Genomic DNA, 3,810 nt, shown 5'->3' on the forward strand with positions numbered 1-3,810 from the left:
CAGCGACATGGACAAATACCCCCATGAATTTTCCGGCGGCCAGCGCCAGCGCCTGTCGATCGCCCGCGCCATCATCACCCGCCCCAAGCTGGTCGTTGCCGACGAGCCGGTCTCGGCGCTCGATGTCTCGATCCGCGCCCAGATCCTCGATCTGTTCGCAGAGCTCAACCAGAAGCTCGGCATCGCCTACCTCTTCATCACCCACGACCTGACCGTGGCCCGCGCCATCACGGACGAGGTGCTGGTCATGCATGACGGCAAGATCGTCGAGCGCGGCAAGACGAGCGAAGTGCTCGACCACCCGCAGTCCGAGGCTGCCAAGGCGCTTGTCACCGCCGCCCCTGACTTGCACCGGGCGATCGCGGAGCGGCTGCGGGAGCAAGGCTGATCAGGAGAGAAGGCGGCCCGATCACTCCTGCGTCTTGACCACATCGACCGGGCTGATATCGAGCAGGTCGAGCGTGCGGCGCAGCAGGCGGATCTCGCTCTCGGCCAGTTGCGAATCCGCCTTGGCGATCTCCGCCATATGTTTGGCCAATTGCCGGCGCCGCTCGACGTCGAGATCGCGGAACAGTGCAATCGCCTGCGAGCCATTGGTCTCGTAGCCGAACTCGTTGAGATATTCGATGACGCTGTCGATGCTGCTTTCCTGAATGCCGAAGGCGTCCTTGCAGATGCGCCGGAAGGCAACCATTTCGCTCTCGCTGACCGACCCGTCGGCCAGGATCATGCGAAACAGCATCAGCAATTCCGCCGACAGGACCGGATCGTCCGCCACCTTGCGCACGCCGGGGTCGCCGTCGAATATCTGACGTATCTGGTCCAGCAATGCGAATGCCATCAGGAGCCTCTTTCCGGGTTAACTACACAAACACAATCCAGGCGCGATGCGCTGGGATAGAGGTAGCGCGGAATCGATCTTGCGCAAACAGGGCGGCCGTGGTCGAACGCTCGATATTTCAGCCGGCCGGACACCTCCATACATCAGATGATCGACCTTAGTATCCAGACCGTCGCCATGCTCGCTTTCGCCGCTTTTGCTGCGGGCTTTGTCGATTCGATCGCCGGCGGCGGCGGGCTGATCACAGTGCCGGCGCTGCTGCTTGCCGGCTTCACGCCGGTCCAGGCGCTCGCCACCAACAAACTGCAAGGCATGTTCGGCTCGGGCTCGGCGACCATCCACTACGCGTCGAAGGGTCATGTCGACCTGCGCCGGCAATTGCCGTCGGCGCTTCTGGCCCTTGTCGGCAGCGCCATCGGCGCCTTGCTGGCGACGATCGTGCCGGGTGACATACTGCGGGCTGCCCTGCCCATCGTGCTGATCGCCATCGCGCTCTACTTCGCGTTCAAGCCCAACATGAACGATGTCGACCGCGCCGAGCGCCTGTCGCCGTTCCTGTTTGGATTGACCTTGGTGCCCGCCATCGGCTTCTACGATGGCCTGTTCGGGCCAGGCGCCGGCTCCTTTTACATGCTGGCCTTCGTGGCACTTGCCGGCTACGGCGTGCTCAAGGCGACGGCGCATACCAAATTGCTCAACTTCGCCTCCAACATCGGCGGCTTCATCGTCTTCGCGGCCTTCGGCGTCGTCTACTGGAAGATCGGTCTGATGATGGGCGTCGCCCAGTTCCTCGGCGCTCGCGTCGGCGCCAGCCTGGCCATGCGCATCGGCGCAAGACTGATCAAGCCGCTGCTGGTGATCGTATGCCTGGCGCTTGCTGTGAAGCTGCTGGCTGACCCGGCGAACCCGCTGCGGGCCTTGATTGGTGTGTGATCCCGCGCCCTGATAGGATGCCGCTGTTCGAATCATGTTGGAGAGGCAGACATGAATCTTAGCGCACCTACCCAGATCGTTTTTATCATCTCCGTTGTTATCGCCATCATCGGCGTTCTCGCCGCGCTTGGCGTTCTCTCATTCATTCCACTCGCATCGGCGTGGATCGTGCTTATTGCTTTCATCGTGCTTGCCGGCGGCTGCTTGATGCGCGGCGCCTGACCATTTCCCTTGAAGTGGGGACGAGGAGCGCCCGGCCAAAAGCCGGGCGCTTTTGATTCCGGCCCTTGGTCTGTTAGATTTGACTGGCGCGAGGATGGCCGATGCCAGTCAAGATGCAACCCCAGCAAGAGCAGGACCGGTCCGTCGCCGGGCGGTTTGAGATGCGCCGGCGCCTGCCCGATCCTCGACTTCAGGGCATTGTGTCGGACATTTGCGGCTATCGCGAAATGGCGCCCGGCCATATGCGCAACGTCGAATATGCGTCGCTCACCGTACCGCTGGTCATCAGCTTCGCCGAACCCTTCGCCATCGGCCTCGGCAAGGCGCCCGGCGACAATGACCGCTTCGCCAGTTTCGCCGCCGGCCTCTTTGCCGGACCGGTGGTGATCGAATCCTTCGGCGGCGCCTGCTGCGTCCAGGTCAACTTCACGCCGCTTGGCGCACGCCGTTTCTTCCGCCTGCCGATGAGCGAACTGACAGACAGCATGGTCGTCCTCGACGACGTGCTTGGCGCTCAGGGCTTGGCGCTGCGTGAATGGCTGGGCAATGCGCCGGATTGGACGACGCGTTTCGACATGGCCGAAGCCTTCGTCACCGCCCGTCTCGAGAAGGCCGCCGAGACGCCACTTGAAATCGCCTGGGCCTATGACCGCATCATCACATCCGGCGGCCGGACCCGCATTGCATCGATCGCCGAAAGGCTGGGCTGGAGCCGCAAACATCTCGCCGGCAGTTTTTCCAACGCCATCGGCATGGGCCCCAAGACACTGTCGCGCATCGTCCGCTTCAACCGCGCGCTCGGCCTGTCGAGGCAGCAGGCCGTCGACTGGGCCGATATCGCAGCCGATTGCGGCTATGCCGACCAGGCGCATCTGGTACGCGAATTCCGCGACCTCGCCGGCGAGACACCAACCGGAATCTCGGCCAGGTAACATTTCTTCAAGACGCCGGAACGGCCTTTACCCACAGTGGGGCATCGACCAACCCCACTGAAGGAGATCGACATGACCACCACCACCGAAGCGCCCCGCCTCTACCCCGCCTTGCGCTACAGGAACGCGGCAAAGATGATCGACTGGCTGGGCGAAGCCTTCGGCTTCAGCGTCCGGGCCCGCTATGGCGAAGGCGACGTCGTGCACCATGCCGAACTGGTCTTCGGCTCCTCGATGATCATGCTGGGCACCGTGCGCGACGACGACTACGGCAAGATGGTCGGCGAACCCGGCTCAGGCGGCGGCAAGTCGATCTACATCGCCGTCGATGATGCCGATGCCGCCTATGCCAAGGGCAGGAAGGCTGGCGCCACGATCATCCAGGAATTGACCAACCGCGACTATGGCAGCCGCGAGTTCATCTGCCGCGACCCGGAAGGCAACGTCTGGTCCTTCGGTACCTACTGGCCGAAGGCAGGCGACAAGGGCTGAGCCAACCGCGAATTACCGCGCCAGTGCAAAGATCGCGTCGCAGTCGAGATGGGTCTCCAGCTCGGCTGCGACCTCGTCCAGCGCCCGCTCGACCTCGGCTCGGTAATCGATGCCGCCGCCCTTGATGCCGAGGCTTTCGAGGAATCTTCCGCGAAAGCCGTCGGCGCCAAACAGACCGTGCATATAGGTGCCGATCACCTTGCCATCGACCGACACTGCCCCGTCATCGATGCCATTGATGACTGCAGACGGCCTCAGCGTATCCGGCCCGGTGGTGCGGCCGAGATGGATTTCATAGCCTTCGAGCGGCAGGTCGAACGGCACCGAACGGGCGCTGACGTTGCGCACCGTCTTTTCCGGCTCCATCACCGCTTCGATGTCGAGCAGGTC

At 63.1% G+C, this 3,810-nt stretch carries 6 protein-coding genes and 1 pseudogene; 5 read left to right on the forward strand and 2 right to left on the reverse strand.

The genetic code is table 11. The annotated features are described in order from the left end of the window. Positions 1-388 (forward strand): ABC transporter ATP-binding protein (locus tag EOA22_RS26795; protein WP_164755844.1); only part of this gene is annotated, 388 nt, incomplete at its 5' end. A gap of 21 nt (positions 389-409) precedes the next feature. Here EOA22_RS26795 and EOA22_RS26800 read toward each other — a convergent pair. Continuing rightward, positions 410-841 carry a TerB family tellurite resistance protein gene (locus tag EOA22_RS26800; protein WP_063168183.1) on the reverse strand — a complete coding sequence of 144 codons (432 nt, stop codon included), beginning with the start codon at positions 839-841 and terminating at the stop codon, positions 410-412. Positions 842-988: 147 nt separating this feature from the next. Between EOA22_RS26800 and EOA22_RS26805 the strand changes: the two genes are divergently transcribed. The 4 genes from EOA22_RS26805 to EOA22_RS26820 all read left to right on the forward strand — a co-directional run bounded on the left by EOA22_RS26805 (position 989) and on the right by EOA22_RS26820 (position 3,420). After that, positions 989-1,774, forward strand: a complete 786-nt coding sequence (locus EOA22_RS26805) for a TSUP family transporter (RefSeq protein WP_013531213.1) — start codon at positions 989-991, stop codon at positions 1,772-1,774. 51 nt (positions 1,775-1,825) lie between these two features. Continuing rightward, positions 1,826-1,996 (forward strand): hypothetical protein, encoded by a 171-nt coding sequence (locus EOA22_RS26810; protein ID WP_082826471.1) that lies wholly within the window; start codon positions 1,826-1,828, stop codon positions 1,994-1,996. Positions 1,997-2,097: 101 nt separating this feature from the next. Next, positions 2,098-2,928 carry an AraC family transcriptional regulator gene (locus EOA22_RS26815; RefSeq protein WP_063168184.1) on the forward strand — a complete coding sequence of 277 codons (831 nt, stop codon included), beginning with the start codon at positions 2,098-2,100 and terminating at the stop codon, positions 2,926-2,928. 72 nt (positions 2,929-3,000) lie between these two features. Beyond that, complete coding sequence (locus EOA22_RS26820; RefSeq protein ID WP_063168185.1) at positions 3,001-3,420, forward strand: VOC family protein; 420 nt, start codon at positions 3,001-3,003, stop codon at positions 3,418-3,420. Positions 3,421-3,432: 12 nt separating this feature from the next. Here EOA22_RS26820 and EOA22_RS26825 read toward each other — a convergent pair. Continuing rightward, positions 3,433-3,810, reverse strand: a pseudogene (locus EOA22_RS26825) (cobyric acid synthase CobQ); the annotation flags it as partial.

The organism is Mesorhizobium sp. M7A.F.Ca.US.014.04.1.1 (assembly GCF_003998745.1).
GTDB lineage: Bacteria > Pseudomonadota > Alphaproteobacteria > Rhizobiales > Rhizobiaceae > Mesorhizobium > Mesorhizobium ciceri.

Excerpts from the sequence above, each read along its gene's own strand:
- EOA22_RS26810 (WP_082826471.1), top strand. The coding sequence starts at position 1,826 with ATGAATCTTAGCGCACCTACCCAGATCGTTTTTATCATCTCCGTTGTT.
- EOA22_RS26815 (WP_063168184.1), top strand. The coding sequence starts at position 2,098 with ATGCCAGTCAAGATGCAACCCCAGCAAGAGCAGGACCGGTCCGTCGCC.
- EOA22_RS26820 (WP_063168185.1), top strand. The coding sequence starts at position 3,001 with ATGACCACCACCACCGAAGCGCCCCGCCTCTACCCCGCCTTGCGCTAC.
- EOA22_RS26800 (WP_063168183.1), bottom strand. The coding sequence starts at position 841 with ATGGCATTCGCATTGCTGGACCAGATACGTCAGATATTCGACGGCGAC.
- EOA22_RS26805 (WP_013531213.1), top strand. The coding sequence starts at position 989 with ATGATCGACCTTAGTATCCAGACCGTCGCCATGCTCGCTTTCGCCGCT.